The organism is Rhizobium sp. P38BS-XIX (assembly GCF_012641435.1).
Classification (GTDB): domain Bacteria; phylum Pseudomonadota; class Alphaproteobacteria; order Rhizobiales; family Rhizobiaceae; genus Rhizobium.
Genome location: NZ_JABAIJ010000015.1, coordinates 118890 through 137823, shown reverse-complemented (window position 1 = coordinate 137823; position 18934 = coordinate 118890). Strand labels below are relative to the sequence as shown.

General features: G+C 60.6%; 19 protein-coding genes. 11 read left to right on the top strand and 8 right to left on the bottom strand.

Annotated features, from left to right (window positions below; genetic code table 11):
• Positions 1-115: 115 nt before the first annotated feature.
• The 5 genes from HGP17_RS30820 to hslV all read right to left on the bottom strand — a co-directional run bounded on the left by HGP17_RS30820 (position 116) and on the right by hslV (position 6827).
• Complete coding sequence (locus tag HGP17_RS30820) at positions 116-2119, bottom strand: hydantoinase/oxoprolinase family protein (protein WP_168815306.1); 2004 nt, start codon at positions 2117-2119, stop codon at positions 116-118.
• Between the two features lie 87 nt (positions 2120-2206).
• Complete coding sequence (locus HGP17_RS30815; protein ID WP_168815304.1) at positions 2207-3601, bottom strand: cytochrome P450; 1395 nt, start codon at positions 3599-3601, stop codon at positions 2207-2209.
• A 224-nt stretch (positions 3602-3825) separates the two neighbouring features.
• Positions 3826-4779 carry a DUF1402 family protein gene (locus HGP17_RS30810; RefSeq protein ID WP_168815302.1) on the bottom strand — a complete coding sequence of 318 codons (954 nt, stop codon included), beginning with the start codon at positions 4777-4779 and terminating at the stop codon, positions 3826-3828.
• Between the two features lie 162 nt (positions 4780-4941).
• Positions 4942-6252 carry an ATP-dependent protease ATPase subunit HslU gene (gene hslU / locus HGP17_RS30805; protein WP_168815300.1) on the bottom strand — a complete coding sequence of 437 codons (1311 nt, stop codon included), beginning with the start codon at positions 6250-6252 and terminating at the stop codon, positions 4942-4944.
• 47 nt (positions 6253-6299) lie between these two features.
• Positions 6300-6827 carry an ATP-dependent protease subunit HslV gene (gene hslV / locus HGP17_RS30800; protein ID WP_068390505.1) on the bottom strand — a complete coding sequence of 176 codons (528 nt, stop codon included), beginning with the start codon at positions 6825-6827 and terminating at the stop codon, positions 6300-6302.
• A 212-nt stretch (positions 6828-7039) separates the two neighbouring features.
• Here hslV and hisB point away from each other — a divergent pair, with 212 nt between their 5' ends.
• The 7 genes from hisB (at position 7040) to coaA (ending at position 11770) form a co-directional block, all read left to right on the top strand.
• Positions 7040-7648: an imidazoleglycerol-phosphate dehydratase HisB gene (gene hisB, locus HGP17_RS30795; protein ID WP_015338215.1), complete on the top strand. Its 609-nt coding sequence runs from the start codon at positions 7040-7042 to the stop codon at positions 7646-7648.
• A gap of 87 nt (positions 7649-7735) precedes the next feature.
• Positions 7736-8233 carry a DUF2628 domain-containing protein gene (locus tag HGP17_RS30790; protein WP_168815298.1) on the top strand — a complete coding sequence of 166 codons (498 nt, stop codon included), beginning with the start codon at positions 7736-7738 and terminating at the stop codon, positions 8231-8233.
• Positions 8234-8235: 2 nt separating this feature from the next.
• Entirely contained in the window at positions 8236-8886 is a 651-nt protein-coding gene (gene hisH / locus HGP17_RS30785) for an imidazole glycerol phosphate synthase subunit HisH (RefSeq protein WP_168815296.1), read from the top strand.
• A 24-nt stretch (positions 8887-8910) separates the two neighbouring features.
• Positions 8911-9654 (top strand): 1-(5-phosphoribosyl)-5-[(5-phosphoribosylamino)methylideneamino]imidazole-4-carboxamide isomerase, encoded by a 744-nt coding sequence (hisA, locus tag HGP17_RS30780; RefSeq protein ID WP_168815294.1) that lies wholly within the window; start codon positions 8911-8913, stop codon positions 9652-9654.
• Positions 9651-10439: an imidazole glycerol phosphate synthase subunit HisF gene (hisF, locus tag HGP17_RS30775; protein ID WP_168815292.1), complete on the top strand. Its 789-nt coding sequence runs from the start codon at positions 9651-9653 to the stop codon at positions 10437-10439. The genes hisA and hisF overlap by 4 nt, the downstream gene beginning before the upstream one ends.
• Positions 10440-10452: 13 nt before the next feature.
• The gene (locus tag HGP17_RS30770; protein WP_168815290.1) at positions 10453-10767 is read left to right on the top strand and encodes a phosphoribosyl-ATP diphosphatase; all 315 of its coding nucleotides are present in this window, start codon (positions 10453-10455) and stop codon (positions 10765-10767) included.
• Between the two features lie 7 nt (positions 10768-10774).
• The gene (gene coaA / locus HGP17_RS30765) at positions 10775-11770 is read left to right on the top strand and encodes a type I pantothenate kinase (RefSeq protein ID WP_168815288.1); all 996 of its coding nucleotides are present in this window, start codon (positions 10775-10777) and stop codon (positions 11768-11770) included.
• A 3-nt stretch (positions 11771-11773) separates the two neighbouring features.
• On the opposite strand, the gene HGP17_RS30760 is transcribed toward coaA, so the two are convergent.
• From HGP17_RS30760 to HGP17_RS30750, 3 genes are all read right to left on the bottom strand, one after another.
• A complete protein-coding gene (locus HGP17_RS30760) occupies positions 11774-12382 on the bottom strand; it encodes an alpha-ketoglutarate-dependent dioxygenase AlkB (protein ID WP_168815286.1) in 609 nt (202 codons plus the stop codon).
• A 289-nt stretch (positions 12383-12671) separates the two neighbouring features.
• A complete protein-coding gene (gene arfB, locus HGP17_RS30755; protein ID WP_106999661.1) occupies positions 12672-13106 on the bottom strand; it encodes an alternative ribosome rescue aminoacyl-tRNA hydrolase ArfB in 435 nt (144 codons plus the stop codon).
• A gap of 118 nt (positions 13107-13224) precedes the next feature.
• On the bottom strand, positions 13225-14835 hold the full coding sequence (locus tag HGP17_RS30750; RefSeq protein ID WP_168815284.1) for a phosphoenolpyruvate carboxykinase: 1611 nt from the start codon (positions 14833-14835) through the stop codon (positions 13225-13227).
• 350 nt (positions 14836-15185) lie between these two features.
• On the opposite strand from HGP17_RS30750, the gene HGP17_RS30745 reads away from it, so the two are divergent.
• The 4 genes from HGP17_RS30745 (at position 15186) to HGP17_RS30730 (ending at position 18919) form a co-directional block, all read left to right on the top strand.
• Positions 15186-15917, top strand: coding sequence for a response regulator transcription factor (locus HGP17_RS30745; protein ID WP_205926207.1), 732 nt, complete (start codon positions 15186-15188; stop codon positions 15915-15917).
• A 194-nt stretch (positions 15918-16111) separates the two neighbouring features.
• Entirely contained in the window at positions 16112-17905 is a 1794-nt protein-coding gene (locus HGP17_RS30740; protein ID WP_205926206.1) for a sensor histidine kinase, read from the top strand.
• A gap of 8 nt (positions 17906-17913) precedes the next feature.
• Positions 17914-18366 (top strand): HPr kinase/phosphorylase, encoded by a 453-nt coding sequence (locus HGP17_RS30735; protein WP_168815278.1) that lies wholly within the window; start codon positions 17914-17916, stop codon positions 18364-18366.
• A 151-nt stretch (positions 18367-18517) separates the two neighbouring features.
• Positions 18518-18919 carry a PTS sugar transporter subunit IIA gene (locus HGP17_RS30730; RefSeq protein WP_004127534.1) on the top strand — a complete coding sequence of 134 codons (402 nt, stop codon included), beginning with the start codon at positions 18518-18520 and terminating at the stop codon, positions 18917-18919.
• Positions 18920-18934: the final 15 nt, after the last annotated feature.

Here is an 18934-nt window from a genome sequence, read left to right as displayed (position 1 = left end):
AACTACTCCTCAAGTCCGTTTCACGGCTCATCTTTCACATGCTGCCACTTTGCCGATGGTTACGCTCTCGTCAATTTGGAAATAGTTCGAAAGATTTATGCACTGATGGAAAGAATCAATTTGCCGCAATGCGCGGGCGGCCGCTGGCCGTGGCGATGAAACGCGCCTCGATCAGCTTGCGATTGCCCTCGACTTCCGGCGCATCCACCTGCTCGTCGACCGCCACGACGAGGTCCACCGCGCCGTTGAGTCGCGCCTGGGCCATTGCCGCTTCGATGGCGCGTGCCCGGGCATCGGCGAAACTCTTGTCTTCATCGACAAAGCGCAACGTTTCACCGGCACCGTTCAGCACATAGATGCCATCCTCCGGCATGGTCACGAAGACGATGGCGCTGGTTCGCACCTGTCCGACCACCGCGCCAACGGCGTTGGCAACGTCCGAATCATCCGGGATGGCGCTCTCGGTCGCGAGCATTTCCGCGATCGCGGGATAGTAAACCGGCGCGGACGCACCGAGCCCGACCAGCGGGCGATCGAGCGAGATCGCGAAACGGGCGATACCCGGCACGCGACGAAGCGCCCGATCGATGGAGATCGATTTGGCGGGATCGAGATCCGTAACGCCATCCTCGGCAAGACAGGCGGCAAGAATGACTTCCGAGGACTGTCGGGTGAGACGATCGACGATCTTTTGGGCGAGCTCTTCGACCGACACTGCGATGGCGCGGCCGGATCCATCCTTCAGCCGCATCGCCAGCGCCAATCCGAGGCGGGCGCCTTCGGAATTCCACTGGCTCTGCCGGCCGAGCACATGCATGGCATCCGAGGGCGTCAGGCCACTCAGATGGACTAGGCCTCGCGCGACAAGCCGATCCAGCGTCGCCTTCTGCGATGTCATGGTGAACAGCTTGTCGAGCGCTACGGGGACTGCGCCAATCCGATCGAACAGTGCCTGCTCCGGTCCCGTGAGACCGCTTGCCAGATGATCCGGCACGCCGGTGCGGAGTGCAAAGCGACCGGCATTGCGGGCAAGATGCGGCGCTCGCAGCTGCTGTTCCAGAACCTCCAATACCGCCTCGCCATGCATATGGGCGGCAAGGCTCAATGGCAGCAGCCGGCGCGGGCCAAGCTCGAAAGCCGCGACGAGACCGCGATCGTTAATCTTCACTTCGGAATCGCCGCCGAGTCCGTAAGTGCGCATGGCAACGGCTTCGACCATGGTGCGATAGCCGCCGACCACGGCACCATCGGCATCGAGCCGCGGCCGCCCATCCTCCATGACGGCGACGTCTGTCGTCGTGCCGCCGATATCGGACACGACAGCATTGTCGAGGCCGGTGAGATAGCGGGCGCCAACCAGGCTTGCCGCTGGACCGGACAGGATGGTCTCGATCGGCCGCAGCTTGGCTTCGGCAGCGGAAATGAGGGCACCATCGCCACGGACGACCATCATCGGCGCGGAAATGCCGCGCGTCGCCAAAAACCCTTCGCAGGCGCCGACGAGACGATCGATCATCGAGACGAGCCGGGCGTTCAGCAGCGTCGTCAAGGCGCGGCGCGGTCCGCCCAGCTTGGACGAAAGCTCATGGCTGCAGGTGACCGGCAGATGCGATAGCTCGCGGATGCAATCGCGCACCCTGATTTCATGAGCCGGATTCCGCACGGCGAAATAGCCAGCAACAGCGAAAGATGAGACCGACTTCGACAGGTCCGGCAGGGCGTCCTGCAATGCTGCCATATCGAGCGGGCTTTCATTGCCGTGAACGTTGTGGCCGCCGGGGAGGAACAGCACGGGATCCGATCCCAGCGCCTCGGCGAGACCATCGCGCTTGAGATCTTCGGGACCGAAGCCGATCATGATCAAGCCGGCGCGGCCGCCCTGCCCTTCGACCAAGGCATTGGTGGCGAGCGTTGTCGACAGGGACACCAGCCCGATCGCCGATACGGGAATGCTGGCCTTGGCGATCACGGCATCGACGGCGCCGGCAATGCCGACGGCCAGATCGTGCCGTGTGGTCAGCGATTTCGCCTTGGCGATCACGCCATCGGTTTCATGAAAGAGAACGGCATCGGTGTAGGTTCCACCCGTATCGATGCCGAGCAGGAAATGAGACGTCACGACAATATCCAGCCCTTGAATGCACTGCGATGTCGTTATTGCACCCTTCCCGGCCGGGCCGCTAGCTGGCAAACGGCAAAAACAGTTCTATCGTCTCGTCACCCGCATCGGCAAACCGCCGCGTGGCTGCGTTGTCAGCTTCTGCACCGGCCAAGGGTCGGTCTCTTCGGTGAGATCGAAGCGGAACCGGCGCATCATCACGGCAAGGGCGATGACCGCTTCCTGAAGCGCGAAAGTCGCTCCGATGCAAACGCGCGGGCCGGCGCCGAAGGGCAGATACTGGAAGCGATTGATCTTTGAGCGGTTCTCCGGAAGGAAACGCTCCGGCATGAAGGCGCGCGGCTTATCCCAGTAAAGCTCATGGCGATGGAGCGTCCATGGCATGATCAGGACAGTGATGCCCTTTTCCATCGTCACGCGCTCACCTGTGGCACTGGTCCATTCGTCATCGGCAATAGCGGCGCGGTTGATCGAGGGAGCCGGCGGATAAAGGCGCATCGCTTCCTCGAAGGCGGCGCGGACATGCGGCATCAGATCGAGCCAGGCGACAGGCTCGGCATCGGTTGCGAGGACGCGGTCGATTTCCTCTTCCATCGCGTTGCGAATATGCGGACTATTGGCAACGCAATAGAGCGTCCAGGCCAGTGCACGAGCCGTTGTCTCATGGCCTGCCCCAATGAAGGTGAGGATGTTGTCCTCGATTTCCTCCATGGTCAGCCCGTCGGGGCCGGCCTTTTCGAGCAGTAGCGTCAGAAAATCGTCCGGCGCGCTTGCGCGATCTCTGCGCATCTTTTCCAGACGCTGGTCCATCGTGTTGCGGACGATACCGCGAAACTTGTCGAGCATGCGCTGGCCGCCGATGCGGGTGAGGCGAGGCACCCAGGCAGGCGCGCGCAGCAGATCCATGGGATCGACGCGACCCATCCTGTGCAGCAGCTCGTTGACGTCATCGGAGAAGTGCGCACTTTCGGTGACGATCTCTCCGGAGAACAAGGTCTCTGCGAGAATGACGAACGTCAGCTCGGTCATGTCGGCGGCGATATCGAATACCGCGCCTTCACTCCCGATCTCCTCGTACTTCTGCAGATACTCCAGGCTCTGGCTCAGCATTTGCCCGGCGAAACCCTGGGCGTGGCGTGGCGTGAACACCGGTGCCACAGCCTTGCGCGAACGCTTCCAGACGGGGCCTTCCGCCGTCAGCAGGCCATCGCGCAGAATTGGCCGGAGCACGAGCTGGCGGATATCGGCCATGCGGTAATTGGCTGAATTGTCGACCAGCACATGCTTGATCAGGCCGGGATCGTTGACGATCAGCGTCCGCTCGTTGAAGAATTTCGTCTTGATCCAGGGCAGCGTGTAGGAGGGGGCGCCCCAGAGTTCGAGCGGATTTCGCAGGATCGTGCGGATGATCGTCAACCGCGACGGCGGCACGGTTCGCGGGATCGGCGCCGGCGGGGAGAAGGCTTCCGGAATCATGTCCATTGGATCCATTCTCCTCGAAAACCGCAATATTGGTCGATCTCACACAACGTGAGCGGCGCATCCATCCGATATGGGGAACACCGCCCGCAAAATCCAGACGATAAAACGTCGCGCCGCGCGCCTAAAGCGCATCGCGATCTTTCAGATTCGCTTCTCGCGCTTTAGGTTCTGGATTGTGCGCATGTCGTTGTCGCAAAACCGCTGCGCACTTTTGCACGACATGCCTAGAGCAACGACTTCAGATCGCTCAGCTTATCGTTGATGAGCCAGCCGTAGTAGTTTTCCTCCGGCCAGACCGGCTGCGAAGAGCCGCGGTTCCTGGCGGCAAGGGCGGCTGCGCGTCTGCGGGAATTGCCGAGATTGTAGAGCGTCGCGGTAATGCCGGGATTGCCCGAGATATCCATGCCGGCGATCGAGCGATAATCGTCGATCGACTTGCGGATCGAGGCGGCGACGAAAGCCAGCGACAGATCCGGATCCATGATCGCCTTGTAGACGCCGCCGGCATCCTTCTCGTCCAGCTTCGGGATACCCGAGGTGCGGCTGACGAGATCCGACAGCTCAAGCGCCGTCAACGGGTTGACCTGGCCGAGGCCAAAGGTCTGCCCGGCATAGAAGGGCTGGAAGAAAACCGCGCTGAAGCGATTATCCGGATAGGACTTGCCGCCGACCGTCTTGCCACGGAAATCGTCTTCCCAGACATCCTCTCGGCAGATCCAGAGGCTGTAGGAATCCTTCTTGCTCTTGCAGCTATCGAATTGCGGGCGAGCGATGAAATCGTCGACGTTTTCGCCGTTATAGGCAAACCGGAAGTTCTGGCCGGCATAGGACGCCGCCTTGACGTAGTAGGACTGCAGGCCGTCATAGGCATCGACATTGTAGGTATGTTCGCCCACGAGCGCGCCGATGATGTGGATCGGATCGATACCATAAGCCCGCGCCGTCGATTTGATCTTCGACATCAGCTTCGTATCGGTCGCCAGAAGCTCGCGGACCTTTTGATACTTGCGATCAAAGGTGGAGTTCGTGCCGCGCGTACGGCGCACGGAGGCGCCGGGAACCGGTGGCTGCTCGGCGTTGCGGTTGCCCGGAGGCACCGAAGTCGCCGCGTCCGCATAGGCGGGAATCGAGGAGAGGCTGACAACCGCCAGAAGAAGAGTGATCAGTATACGTCGCAAGATGGCCGTCCTGTCGAAGTTTCAACCGATGTTTCCGTGCGCGTCCCTGACGGATAATCTTGGCCGAATAAAGCCACACCGCACAAGAAACGGGCCCTTAACTAAAAAGTTAACGGCCCGCTGTCGAGTGTTTACTGTTTTAAATCGCTTCCGTCAGTCCACTTAGAGAATGAAGCGGGACAGATCGGTGTTGCTGGCGAGGTCGCCGACATGCTCGCGGACATAGGCGGCGTCGATGTTGACGGATGCGCCGGCGCGATCCGAGGCGTTATAGGAAATATCGTCCAGCACGCGCTCCATGACGGTCTGAAGCCGGCGGGCGCCGATATTCTCGACCGTGGAATTCAAGTGCACGGCGACATCGGCCAAAGCGTCGATGGCATCGTCGGTGAACTCGAGCTTCAAGTCCTCCGTTTCCATCAGCGCCTTGTACTGACGGATCAGGCTTGCTTCCGGTTCCGTCAGGATGCGGCGGAAGTCTTCCTTGGTCAGCGGACGGAGCTCGACGCGGATCGGCAGGCGGCCCTGCAACTCCGGCAGAAGGTCCGAAGGCTTCGAAACGTGGAACGCACCGGAGGCGATGAAGAGGATATGGTCGGTCTTCACCGGGCCATACTTTGTCGAAACCGTCGTGCCTTCGACCAGCGGCAGCAAGTCGCGCTGAACGCCTTCTCTGGAGACGCCGGCACCCATGCCGCCGTCGCGTGCGGCGATCTTGTCGATCTCGTCGAGGAAGACGATGCCGTCATTTTCGGCCGAACGCACGGCTTCGCGCTGGATGGCCTCGTTGTCGATCAGCTTGTCGGATTCGTCGCGGATCAGTTCCTTGTAGGAATCCTTGACCGTGGTGCGGACTTTTTTCGTGCGGCCGCCCATGGCCTTGCCGAACATTTCGGAGAGGTTGAGCACGCCGATATTGGCGCCCGGCATGCCGGGAATTTCGAAGCCGCCGGGCATGCCGGAGCCGGTATCAGCCACTTCGATATCGATTTCCTTGTCGTCGAGCTGACCGTCACGCAGCTTCTTGCGGAAGCTGTCGCGCGTTGCCGGCGATGCGGTGGCACCGACCAGCGCATCGAGCACGCGCTCTTCGGCGCTCATATGCGCCTTGGCCTGCACCTCGGCGCGCTTCTTTTCGCGCACCAGACCAATGCCGACTTCGACGAGATCGCGGACGATCTGTTCGACGTCACGGCCGACATAGCCGACTTCGGTGAACTTCGTGGCTTCGACCTTGATGAACGGAGCGCCGGCAAGCTTGGCGAGGCGGCGGGAAATCTCCGTCTTGCCGACACCGGTCGGGCCGATCATCAGGATGTTCTTGGGCATGACTTCATCGCGCAGATCGGGCTCGAGCTGCTGACGGCGCCAGCGGTTGCGCAATGCGATCGCGACGGCGCGCTTGGCTTCATGCTGGCCGACGATATAACGATCAAGCTCGGAAACGATCTCGCGGGGGGAAAAAGTGGTCATTTCGTATGTTCCCTATCAGGGCTGAAAACTATCAAGAGAGGAACGTCTTACGCTTCGGCATCGAGCGTTTCGACAACCACATTATGGTTGGTGTAAACGCAGATGTCGGCAGCGATATCGAGGGCACGGCGGGCGACATCCTCAGCGGACTTGTCGCTATCCATCAGAGCGAGGGCAGCAGCGAGCGCGTAATTGCCGCCGGAGCCGATCGCGAGCGCACCATGCTCGGGCTCAAGCACATCGCCGTTGCCGGTGATGGCGAGCGTTACGCTTTTGTCGGCAACGAGCATCATGGCTTCGAGGTTGCGCAGATATTTGTCGGTCCGCCAGTCCTTGGCGAGCTCGACGGCGGCGCGCATCAACTGGCCAGGATATTGTTCGAGCTTCTTTTCAAGGCGCTCGAGCAGGGTGAAGGCATCGGCGGTCGCGCCGGCGAAACCGGCGATGACATCGCCCTTGCCGATGCGGCGAACCTTGCGCGCATTGCCCTTCATGACAGTCTGGCCAAGGCTCACCTGGCCATCGCCAGCCATCACGACCTTGCCGTTCTTGCGAATAGTCACGATTGTCGTCATTTAACACCTGTTTGCCCCCGTTCCGGCGGGCTTTCTGCCGGGCCGCGTTTCGGCCCCGTCAGCACCTATGTAAGAGTGCTTTTGGCGATTGCAAATGGCAGCCAAACCGGATTGAGGCATGCCAGCCGGCTAAAGACGCGGGCCCGCGCGTAACTTCTGGATATTTCTCGATACGCCTGATAAGGAACGGCCGTATTCCGATGGAGCAGCCCATGGCAGAGACCGCAGCGAGCCGCACGGCAAGCGTTTCCCGCAAGACCAACGAGACTTCCGTCTCCGTGTCCGTCAACATCGACGGCAGCGGCAAGTCGACGATTTCGACTGGCGTTGGCTTCTTCGACCATATGCTGGAACAGCTGTCGCGACATTCGCTGATCGACATGGAGATCGACACCAAGGGCGATCTGCATGTGGACGACCATCATGCGGTCGAGGATACCGGCATCGCCATCGGCCAGGCCATTGCCAAGGCGCTCGGCGACCGGCGCGGCATCACACGCTATGCCTCGATCGATCTTGCCATGGACGAGACGATGACCAAGGCGGCCGTCGATCTTTCCGGCCGGCCTTTCCTCGTCTGGAACGTCTCGTTCAGCGCCCCGAAGATCGGCACCTTCGACACCGAGCTGGTGCGCGAATTCTTCCAGGCGCTCGCGCAGAATGCCGGCATCACACTGCATATCCTCAACCATTATGGCGCCAACAATCACCATATCGCCGAGACATGCTTCAAGGCCGTTGCGCGCGCATTGCGCACCGCAACCGAGATCGATCCGCGGCAGGCAGGCCGGGTGCCCTCGACGAAAGGCACGCTCGCCTGAGCCAAACAAATAGAGCATGATGTCGTCCGAAAACCGCTCACACTTTTCGGCATCATGCTCTGGGCCCCAACCTGGGGAATTGAGGAAATGGCAAGCTATCTGATTTTGACTCCACCCGGGGCGGCGAACCGATCCAAAGTGTCGGATCGGTATCGCGACGAGACGCGATTCATTCGCGACGGTTTTTCGTGGACAGCGTTCGTGTTTCCGACGCTCTGGATGCTTTTCAACCGTCTCTGGCTGCATGCCGTCGCGGCCGCTCTGCTGCAGGGCCTTGCCCTGGAACTGATGCGTCATCAAGAATTTTCCGCTGCCGGCGCGGCCATTCTGCTGGGGGTCCATCTTCTGGCGGCACTCGAAGGGCGGCATGCGCTCAGCCAGCGGCTTCTGGATCGTGGCTGGAAGGTTGAAAACCTCGTGTCGGCACACGATCTGGCAACGGCAGAGCAAATCCACTTTCCCGAGCTGGAGCAGGAACCAAAACCGGATATCCATCCGAAAAACTGGGATATCTCGGCCACCAACACGAATACCAGCCGCCCGGGCCCGAGCTTCGGCCTTCCCGGCTATGACGGAGGACGCTGACCATGCGGGTCGCGATTATCGATTACGGTTCCGGCAACCTGCGCTCGGCCACCAAGGCCTTCGAACGAGCTGCCTGCGAGGCGGGTATCGACGCTGAGATCGACCTGACCGATGACGCCGAACGCGTCGCCACCGCCGACCGCATCGTGCTTCCCGGCGTTGGCGCCTATGCCGATTGCCGTCGGGGCCTCGATGCGGTGCCCGGCATGGCACAGGCTGTTATCGACGTCGTGGAACACAAGGCCCGCCCCTTCCTCGGCATCTGTGTCGGCATGCAGCTGATGTCGTCGCGCGGACTGGAGAAGACGGTCACGCATGGCTTCGGCTGGATCAAGGGTGACGTCAAGGAAATGACGCCCGGCGACCCAAGCCTGAAGGTTCCGCAGATCGGCTGGAACACGCTGGAATTGCGCCATCCGCATGCGCTGTTCGACGGGATCGACACCGGACCGGACGGCTTGCACGCCTATTTCGTCCATTCCTACCATTTGGCAGCAGAGCACAGCGACGATGTCATTGCCACGACGAGCTATGGCGGCCCCATGACCGCCTTTGTCGGCCGCGACAACATCGCCGGCGCGCAGTTCCATCCGGAAAAGAGCCAGAAGCTCGGCCTTGCCCTCATCGCCAATTTCCTGCGCTGGAAGCCGTAAGGCTCGCGCTAAAAGGACAAAAACATGATTCTGTTTCCCGCAATCGACCTCAAGGACGGGCAATGCGTGCGCCTCAAGCTCGGCGACATGGAGCAGGCGACCGTCTACAATCCCGATCCCGGCGCGCAGGCGAAAGCCTTTGAGGACCAAGGCTTCGAATGGCTGCATGTCGTCGATCTCAACGGCGCTTTCGCTGGCGAGACCGTGAACGGCGCGGCCGTCGACGCCATTCTCAAAGCAACCAAAAACCCGGTGCAGCTGGGCGGCGGTATCCGCACGCTGCAGCATATGGAAAACTGGCTGTCACGCGGCCTTGCCCGCGTCATCCTCGGCACGGTCGCTGTGCGCGATCCGGCGCTTGTCGTCGAAGCTTGCCGCCACTTTCCCGGTCACATCGCCGTCGGCATCGACGCCAAGGGCGGCAAGGTGGCGGTGGAGGGCTGGGCCGAAGCTTCCGAGCTTGGCGTCATCGAACTCGCCAGGAAATTCGAAGGCGCCGGCGTTGCAGCAATCATCTATACCGATATCGACCGCGACGGCATTCTGACAGGCATCAACTGGGACTCGACGCTGGAGCTGGCCGAAGCCGTTTCCATTCCGGTCATCGCCTCCGGCGGCCTTGCCTCGATGGACGATATCCGCCGCATGACGCAGCCGGATGCCCGCAAACTGGAAGGTGCGATTTCCGGACGCGCGCTCTATGATGGCCGGATCGATCCGGAAGAGGCAATGGCCCTGATCAAGCAGGCCAAGGAGGCAGCGCAATGACCCTGAAAGCCCGCGTCATCCCCTGCCTCGACGTCAAGGACGGCCGCGTCGTCAAGGGCGTCAACTTTCTCAATCTCGTCGATGCCGGCGATCCTGTCGAAGCCGCCAAAGCCTATGACGCTGCCGGTGCCGACGAACTCTGCTTTCTCGACATCACCGCTTCCTCGGACAATCGCGACACCATCTTCGACGTGGTGGCCCGCACGGCGGAACAGTGCTTCATGCCGGTCACGGTCGGCGGCGGCGTGCGCGCGATCGCCGACATCCGCAAACTGCTGCTGTGCGGTGCCGACAAGGTTTCGATCAATTCGGCGGCGGTCAACAATCCCGATTTCGTGGCTGAAGCTGCAGACAAGTTCGGCAACCAGTGCATCGTCGTTTCGATCGACGCGAAGCGCCGGCAGACAGAGGTTGCCGGTGGCGACGATTTGAGCGCCTGGGAAATCTATACCCATGGCGGCCGCAACGCGACGGGCATCGATGCCGTCGATTTTGCCCGCAAGATGGTCGAGCGCGGCGCCGGCGAGCTGCTCGTCACCTCCATGGATCGCGACGGCACCAAGGTCGGCTACGATCTGGAACTGACACGGGCAATTGCCGATGCGGTGCGCGTCCCCGTGATCGCGTCCGGCGGGGTCGGCGATCTCGACGATCTCGTTGCCGGCGTCAAGGACGGTCATGCGACTGCGGTGCTTGCCGCTTCGATCTTCCACTTCGGCACCTACTCGGTGGGCGAGGCAAAGCGCTACATGGCCGAGCGCGGCATTCCCATGCGGCTGGACTAGGAGACAGCGAGAGATGAGCGGATTTACTCTTTCCGACCTCGAGCGAATCGTCGAGGAACGCGCGAAGGCTTCGCCGGACGAATCCTGGACGGCGAAACTTTTTGCCGCCGGCCAGCCGAAAGCCGCCAAGAAACTCGGCGAAGAGGCGATCGAGGCCGTGATGGCCGCCGTCGTCAACGATCGCGACAACCTCACCTACGAGGCGGCCGATCTGCTATATCATCTTTTGGTCGTATTGAAGATTGCGGGCATTCCGTTAGAGAATGTCATGGGTGAGCTCGAGAGGCGCACCTCACAATCCGGCCTTCAGGAAAAGGCCAGCCGGTAAGAACGCGATGACGATAGCGACCAAGAGCGAGCCTGCGCCCGAGACACTCGATATTTTCGAGGCGAAGGCCTATTCGCCGTACTACTTCTTTTCCTCGGAAGAATGGGCGAAATTCCGGGCGGACACGCCGCTGACGCTGACATCAGACGAAGTGAAGCGACTGCGTTCGATGGGCGACCCGATCGATCTCGACGAAGTCCGGCGCATCTATCTGTCGCTGTCGCGACTTCTGTCCTCGCATGTGGAATCCTCGCAGATCCTGTTCGAGCAGCGCAATCGGTTCCTCAGCCTCTCCGATGTCGCCAAGACGCCCTTCGTCATCGGCATTGCCGGCTCGGTCGCTGTCGGCAAGTCCACCACCGCCCGTATCCTGAAAGAACTGCTGGGCCGCTGGCCATCGAGCCCAAAGGTCGATCTCGTCACCACGGACGGCTTTCTCTATCCGAACGCGGAACTGCAGCGCCGTAACCTGATGCAGCGCAAGGGTTTTCCGGAAAGCTACGATACGGCCGCGCTGCTGCGTTTCCTCTCAGCCATCAAGGCCGGCCAGCCGAATGTGCAGGCGCCCTCCTATTCGCATCTCGTCTATGACGTGTTGCCGAACGAATTCAAGACGGTCGACCAGCCGGATATCCTGATTTTCGAAGGCATCAACGTGCTGCAATCGCGGCATCTGCCCGCCGACGGCAAGATCGTGCCCATGGTTTCGGATTTCTTCGACTTCTCGATCTATATCGACGCCGAGGAACAGCAGATCCACAATTGGTACGTCGCCCGCTTCATGCGGCTGCGCGAGACCGCCTTCCGCGATCCCAATTCCTTCTTCCATCGCTATGCCTCGATCAGCGAGGATGAAGCGCTGGCGATTGCCGAAGGGCTCTGGAAGAACATCAACCTGAAGAACCTGCGCCAGAACATTCTGCCGACGCGCCCACGCGCCGATCTCATCCTGCAGAAGGGCAAGAATCATCTGATCGAGCAGGTTGCGCTGCGGAAGCTCTGAAGATCAGGGCTGAACACGCCGGAGGGTCAGGTTGATCCGACCGCCGTTCTTCAAGAGCGTCGAGGTTGCCGGATAGATACGATCGACTCCGTGGAAGCAGAGTCTCCCCTCGCCGCCAAGAACGACGATATCGCCGCTCGCAAGCTTGAACGAGAGCGTAGGATCATTGCGGTTGAGACCGCCGACCCGAAAAAGGCAAATATTTCCGAGCGAGACCGAGAGGACGGGTGCGCTGAGATCCTGCTCGTCACGATCCTGGTGCAGGCCCATGCGAGCATCGTCGCTGTAGAAGTTGACGAGGCAGGCTTCGGGCGGCTTTTCATAGCCTGCTATATCGCGCCAGAGGTCCAGAAGCTTCGACGGTATGGCCGGCCACGGACGATCGGTGACCGGATGCGTCGGCTGATAGCGATAACCTCGCTGTTTGTCCGTTACCCAGCCAAGCGAACCGCAATTGGTCATACGCACCGACATCTCCTTGCCGGTGCCCGGCATGACCGGCGTATATAGCGGCGCTTCCGCCACAACGGTGCGGATTGCCTCGACCATCGCCTCCTGGGCGGGGCGGTCGAGATATCCTGGCAGATGGCGAATTCCATTGTGGAGCTGCATCGAGTTGTTCCAGTGAATTGTGCCGGTCAGGTGAATATGCCGATGCCGCGACTTTGTGCGTGGCCCCTCACCCCAACCCTCTCCCCGCAAGCGGGGCGAGGGAGCTATCTTGCCCTAAGCCAGCTCGCAGTAATGGAAAGGCTCGCTGTTTCGTGCTGCCGTCCCTTCTCCCCGCATCGCGGGGAGAGGGCTAGGATGAGGGGCCCGGCATATAGCCTCCGCAAAATCGAACTCACCTGACAAGCCACTTTGGCGGAGCGAAACCAAAAACGCAGCCCGAAAACAAAACCTAGTCGCCGCCGACCTTGCCGCGCATCTTCTTGACTTCGGAACGGCCGGATTTTTCCTTCAGCCTGCGTTCGATGGAACCCTTTGTCGGCTTGGTCTTTCGGCGCGGCGGCGGCGGTGGGGCGGCGGCTTCGAGAATCAGCTCTTTCAGTCGCTCGCGCGCATCCTCGCGATTGCGATCCTGGCTGCGGAAGCGGCTGGCCTCGATCATCAGCACGCCGTCCTTGGACACGCGGCGGCCGGCAAGTCTGATCGCATTCGCCTTGACGCGGTCCGTCAGGGAAGGAGAATTCTGGACGTTGAAGAAAAGCTGGACTGCAGTTGCGACCTTGTTGACGTTCTGGCCGCCGGGACCGCCCGCCAGAACGAATTGCTCCGTCAGCTCCCAGCCGGCGATCGTGATCCGGTCGTTGATGTAAAGCGCTTCGCTGGCCATGATTTTCTCCGCGCCTGTCTATCCCACATTGACGCGCGGTTGAAAACTGCTGCCGGACAAAATGAAACCCGGCGAACTGGCCGCCGGGTTTCACGTGAGTCATTCCCGTTCTGGATGTTTATTGGGCAGCGACACGGATTCCCGGAGCCGCATCGCGGACGTTGCCGTCGACATGGTCTTCGAACTTGGCGAAGTTGGTGACGAACATCTGTACCAGCTTCTTCGCCTGCGCATCATAGGCATCGCCATCAGCCCAGGTGGAGCGCGGGTCGAGGATCGCCGTGTCGACACCATCGACCGCAACCGGCACCGCAAAGCCGAAATTCGCGTCGGTGCGGAATTCGACATTGTCGAGATCGCCCTTCAGGGCAGCCGCGAGCAACGCACGCGTCGCCTTGATCGGCATGCGGCTTCCCTTGCCGTAAGCGCCGCCGGTCCAGCCGGTGTTGACCAGCCAGCAACGGGCGCCGTGGCGAGCGATCAGTTCCTTGAGCAGATTGCCGTACTCGGCCGGATGGCGCGGCATGAAGGGGGCACCGAAGCAGGTCGAGAACGTGGCTTCCGGCTCGACGACGCCCTTTTCCGTGCCAGCGACCTTGGCGGTGTAGCCGGACAGGAAGTGATACATCGCCTGATCCGGCGTCAGCCTGGCGATCGGCGGCATGACGCCGAAAGCGTCGGCCGTCAGCATGATGATCGTCTCGGGATGGCCCGTGATGCCGGACGCCGAAGCGTTCGGGATGAAATGCAGCGGATAGGCGCTGCGGGTATTTTCCGTCAGCGAGCCATCGTCGAGATCCGGCCGGCCATGTTCGTCGAGCACGACGTTTTCCAGCACAGTGCCGAAACGACGTGTCGTTTCATAGATTTCCGGCTCGGCTTCGGCCGAAAGACGGATGGTCTTGGCGTAGCAACCGCCTTCGAAATTGAAGATACCGTTTTCGCCCCAGCCATGCTCGTCGTCACCGATGAGGGTGCGGGTCGGGTCGGCCGAGAGCGTCGTCTTGCCCGTGCCGGACAGGCCGAAGAAGATCGCAGCATCGCCTTCCGGGCCGACATTGGCCGAGCAATGCATCGGCATGACGCCACGCTCCGGCAGCATGTAGTTCAGCGCCGTGAAGACCGATTTCTTCATCTCGCCGGCGTAGGAGGTGCCACCGATCAGGACGATGCCGTTGACGAAATCGCAGGCAATGACCGTCTCGGTGCGGCAGCCGTAGCGCTCTGGGTCGGCGCGGAAGCTCGGCAGATCGATGATCGTCAGCTTCGGCACAAAGCTTTCGAGCTTCGAGCGATCCGGACGGATGAGCAGATTGCGGATGAACAGCGAGTGCCATGCAAACTCCGTCACGACGCGGGTCGGCAGGGCATATTCGTCATCGGCGCCGCCGATCAGATCCTGAACGAACAGGTCCTTGCCGCGGGCATGCGTCAGCATGTCTTCATGCAGCAGCGCAAAGTGCTCCGGCGACATCGGCTTGTTGTTGTCCCACCAGATCTGGTCTTCGGTAGTGGCGTCGCGCACGACGAACTTGTCCTTCGGGGAGCGGCCGGTGTGCTGTCCGGTGATGGCTCTCAAGGCGCCATCGGCAGTCAGATCTGCCTCGCGGCGGCGAATCGCTTCCTCATACAGGTGAGCCTCCATGAGGTTATAGCGCACGCTGGCAGCGGCTCCCAGACCGATCGATCCGAGTTCAGTCGCGGGATTACGGACGCCGAATTGCTCCATCACATTTTCCTCTACAAGGGGCTTTGCCGTTAGAACTAACTAAAGCGTAGAGACGTCTTTTTAAAAGCACAAGAGCCGAAACTCAAAAATATTTAATGATATCAGTTATTTAATCGATTTAAATAAAATCAGCCAATTTTAAATCGTTTGAAAATCGGCGGCCGAGACGTTTCGTCGCACAACCTCCGATCACTCAGCTTTCGCCTCGGCAATCCACCCCTTTATCTTTGCCACAATTTGTTCCACCTTTATCCCCATAAGCGCGCCAGGTTACCGCCGACCGAGCTGGCAGACCGCCTGGGCTGGATTCCAAATCCGGGAGACGCGCACTGATGACGGAGACGAACACCATGCTGACAATCGCGCTCGTTGACGACGACCGCAATATTCTGACTTCCGTATCGATTGCCTTGGAAGCAGAGGGATACAAGGTAGAAACCTATACGGACGGTGCCTCGGCTCTGGACGGCCTGCTTGCCCGGCCGCCTCAGCTGGCGATCTTCGATATCAAGATGCCGCGCATGGACGGGATGGAGCTTCTCCGCCGCCTGCGTCAGAAATCCGATATTCCCGTCATCTTCCTGACCTCGAAGGATGAAGAGATCGACGAGCTCTTCGGCCTGAAGATGGGCGCTGACGACTTTATTACTAAGCCGTTTTCACAGCGCCTGCTTGTCGAGCGCGTCAAGGCCGTGCTCCGCCGCGCTTCGGCACGCGAGGCGGCGAACGCTGCCGGCGGCGCTGCCGCTGCGAAGCCGGGCGCCGCACAGCAGGCCCGCTCGCTGGAACGCGGACAGCTTGTCATGGACCAGGAACGGCATACCTGCACCTGGAAGGGCGAGCCGGTGACGTTGACTGTTACCGAGTTTCTGATCCTGCATTCGCTTGCCCAGCGCCCCGGCGTGGTCAAGAGCCGCGATGCCCTGATGGATGCCGCTTATGACGAGCAGGTCTATGTCGATGACCGCACCATCGACAGCCACATCAAGCGCCTGCGCAAGAAATTCAAGATGGTCGACATCGAATTTGATATGATCGAGACGCTGTATGGCGTGGGTTATCGTTTCCGCGAGGCAGCCTAGAGCCGAAAAGTTTTAGGCCGAACCGGCCTAAAATCGGCCTGCGCTCACGACGCGACCATTCAGCATGATATCGTCCGAAGGTCTCTCATACTTTCGGCATCATGCTCGAATAGTTAACTGGACCATGCAGCTGAGAATGGAATAAGAGCATGCGAACGGGGTCTTGGATCCCGTTCTTCGAAAGGGCCGTAGGCTTGGCACAGCTGGTGCAGGACAGGGATATAGACGACTCGGAAAGCCCGGGCGGCGCTCGAATCGCGCGCCGCCGATGGACGCATCCGTTTGTTCTGATCCGCCGCATCTTCGGCAATGCCGTCTTTTCGAGCCTGACGCGACGCATCCTCTTCTTCAATCTCGCGGCTCTGGTCGTCCTTGTCGGCGGCATTCTCTACCTCAATCAGTTTCGAGAAGGTCTGATCGACGCCCGCGTCGAGAGCCTGCTGACGCAGGGCGAGATCATCGCCGGTGCAGTCTCGGCATCGGCATCGGTCGACACCAACTCCATCACCATCGATCCGCAGAAGCTGCTGGAACTGCAGGCCGGTCAGAGCATCACACCCGTTCCGAACGATGAGGATCTCGAATTCCCGATCGATCCGGAAAAGGTGGCACCGGTGCTGACGCGGCTGATTTCGCCGACGCGCACTCGCGCCCGCATCTTCGACGCCGATGCGAACCTCTTGCTCGACAGCCGCCATCTCTATTCGCGCGGCCAGGTGCTGCGCTACGACCTGCCGCCCGTCGACGACGAGAAGCAGAGCTGGTCCGACTGGTTCAGCGGGTTGCTCAACAAGATGCTGCAGCCGGGCAATCTGCCGGTCTATAAGGAAGCGCCCGGCGGCGACGGCTCGATCTATCCGGAAGTCATGAATGCGCTGACCGGCGTGCGCGGCGCGGTCGTCCGCACCACGGAAAAGGGCGAGCTGATCGTTTCGGTGGCCGTGCCGATCCAGCGTTTCCGCGCCGTTCTCGGCGTGCTTCTGCTCTCGACCCAGGCCGGCGATATCGACAAGATCGTTCATGCCGAGCGCCTTGCGATCATGCGCGTCTTCGGCGTCGCGACGCTCGTCAACGTCGTGCTGTCACTGCTTTTGTCCTCCACCATCGCCAATCCGCTGCGCCGGCTTTCGGCCGCCGCCATTCGCGTGCGCCGCGGCGGAGCGAAGGAACGCGAGGAAATTCCGGACTTCTCCGCGCGTCAGGATGAAATTGGCAACCTGTCGATCGCGCTGCGCGACATGACCTCCGCGCTCTACGATCGCATTGATGCGATCGAGAGTTTTGCCGCCGACGTCAGCCATGAACTGAAAAACCCGCTGACGTCTCTGCGAAGCGCCGTCGAGACGCTGCCGCTCGCCAAGAGCGACGATTCCAAGAAGCGGCTCATGGATGTGATCCAGCACGACGTGCGCCGCCTCGATCGCCTGATCAGCGACATCTCGGATGCGTCACGCCTCGATGCCGAGCTCGCCCGCTCCGATGCGAAATCGCTCGATCTCGAAGTGTTGCTGCGTGACATGATCGATATTTCGCGGCAGGTCGGGCACAGCAAGAAGGCCGTCGAAATCGAGTATGTGGTCGATCGCAAGCCGGCCAACAAGGCGAAGTTCTCGATCGATGGCCATGATCTGCGCATCGGCCAGATCGTCACCAACCTCATCGAGAACGCCCGCTCCTTCGTGCCGAACGATACGGGCAAGATCACGGTGCGCCTGACACGCACGCGAACGCGCTGCGTCATCTATATCGAGGACAACGGTCCCGGCATTCAGGCTGAGAATATCGATCGCATCTTCGAGCGCTTCTATACCGACAGACCTGAATCCGAGGCCTTCGGCCAGAATTCCGGCCTTGGCCTTTCTATCAGCCGACAGATCGCCGAAGCGCATGGCGGCTCGCTGCGGGCCGAAAACATCATCGATGGTGATGGCGCAACGTTGCTCGGCGCCCGCTTCATTCTGTCCCTGCCCGCCGAAACGCACGTTTGAACGGCCGCATGACCGGCGAAGCGATCAATATCCACGCAACGGCAATCCTGATCGGCAAAACCGGGCTGCTGTTTCTCGGACCATCGGGAAGCGGCAAATCCTCCCTCGCCCTATCCTGCCTGGCTGCCGCCAAGCAGCTCGGGCTCGATGCGCGACTGGTCGCCGATGATCGCGTGCTGATCGCTGGAGACGGTGATCGCGTCTTTGCCGAGTGCCCGCCTTCCATCGCCGGCCTGATGGAAATCCGTTATACGGGCATCGTCCGCATGCCCCATATTTCGAGAGCGGAAATGCATTTTGCGGTCCGCCCGGTCGATCCGGCGACGGCAGAAAGGCTGCCTCCCGAGAATGAGCAGATCGACATTGCGCCGTCTATCCGCCTTCCCCTCATCCGTCTGGTTGCAAACTCAGCCAGTCCGCTCGCCATAATAACGGCGAAAATCGGCATCAGACTGGATTAATCGGCAATTTTGGCCCAAACAGGCGTTCAAATCCTGTATTTTAAGCTTGCACTTCGTCTTTTCATCGCCAAGATGTCCCCCCACGGTGGACGGCATTGCTGCATTGCGATATGGGCCACCTGTTTGCATATGCAATGGGAGCAGTAATATCATGATTGGACTTGTGCTTGTCACTCATGGCAAGCTGGCTGAAGAGTTTCGGCATGCCGTCGAGCATGTCGTTGGTCCGCAGAAGTTCATAGAAACGGTATGTATTGGCCCCGAAGACGACATGGACAAGCGCCGGCAGGACATCCTGCAGGCCGTCGCGGGCGCCGATGACGGCCATGGTGTCATCATCCTCACGGATATGTTTGGCGGCACTCCTTCCAATCTTGCAATCTCCGTCATGAATAGCGGCCACACCGAAGTCATCGCAGGCGTCAACCTGCCGATGCTCATCAAGCTTGCAGGCGTGCGCGGCGACAACAACATGGAAAAAGCCCTGGTCGAAGCTTCCGAAGCCGGGCGCAAATACATCAACGTGGCCAGCCGCGTGCTCAGCGGCAAATGACGGATAGCACCGCCT